This is a genomic window from Gluconobacter thailandicus F149-1 = NBRC 100600, from assembly GCF_000964465.1.
GTDB classification, from domain to species: Bacteria; Pseudomonadota; Alphaproteobacteria; order Acetobacterales; family Acetobacteraceae; genus Gluconobacter; species Gluconobacter thailandicus.
The window spans coordinates 1-907 of the sequence record NZ_BANH01000139.1 but is presented as its reverse complement, the minus strand read 5'-3'; the positions used below and the strand labels follow the sequence as shown (position 1 = coordinate 907).

Below are 907 nucleotides of genomic sequence, written 5' to 3'. Positions count from 1 at the left end.
TCCCCGGATTCCGTGAAGCCAGAAGGGTTTTCCGCAGAGTTCGATATCCATGCCGTGCCCGAAACCTTCCGAAAAACAGGGGAAAAACATGACCTCCCCCGTTATCGGGAGAGCGGCATCCAGCCCCCTGTCCGTGCTGAATTGCTCTGCAACATATCCCGTAAACACCTGATTTGGGAATAGGGTGATTTTGCATGGCTGAGAGTCCGGTTCTGCAATTCTGGTACAGGGATTGCGGGACGGATTTCAGGAGTTCATCGCCCGCCAGGCGGTCATCTTGGAGACGTGCAGGAGTTTCGCGACTTCTCGTGCTGATAATCCCTGAGCCTTGAGACGACGCGCCTGAGCGATGTCCTCTTCTGTCAGCGTTGGCTTTCTCCCGAGGCGAATGCCCTTTGCCTTGGCGGTCTCCAGACCTGACAGCACGCGCTCGCGGATGATGTTGCGTTCGAACTCCGCAAATCCCGCCAGAAGCAGCAGGAACAGCTTGCCGCCAGCGCCTGCGGTATCAATCCCCAGATTGAGAATCCTGACAGAAATCTCCCGTTTTTTCAGCACGTCGATGAGGGTCAGCACATCCAGAGCATTACGCCCCAGACGGTCGAGCTTCACCACCGTCAGCGTATCCCCGGCCTGAAGCCGTCTGACCAGTCTCTTCAGGGCTGGACGTGATTTCCACGCGGTCGCCCCTGACACTGTTTCCGTCACAATCTGCGTTTCCGGCACGCCTTCCCGCAGAAGGTCCGTGACCTGATTGTCTGTCTGCTGTCGTGACGTGCTTACGCGTGCATAGCCATATTTTCCCATAATCCCTGTCCTGTCATTGAGGGACACCTTTGTGGGACCCTTTCAGGCCCTTCCGGTCTCCTCCCTGAATCATAACAAAATCAGGTGTTTTTGGGACGGA

At 56.2% G+C, this 907-nt stretch carries 1 protein-coding gene; it reads right to left on the bottom strand.

Features of this window, described 5'->3' with window-relative positions; genetic code table 11:
- Positions 1 to 246 precede the first annotated feature (246 nt).
- On the bottom strand, positions 247 to 807 hold the full coding sequence (locus tag B7444_RS16090; RefSeq protein ID WP_007284678.1) for a recombinase family protein: 561 nt from the start codon (positions 805 to 807) through the stop codon (positions 247 to 249).
- Positions 808 to 907 lie beyond the last annotated feature (100 nt).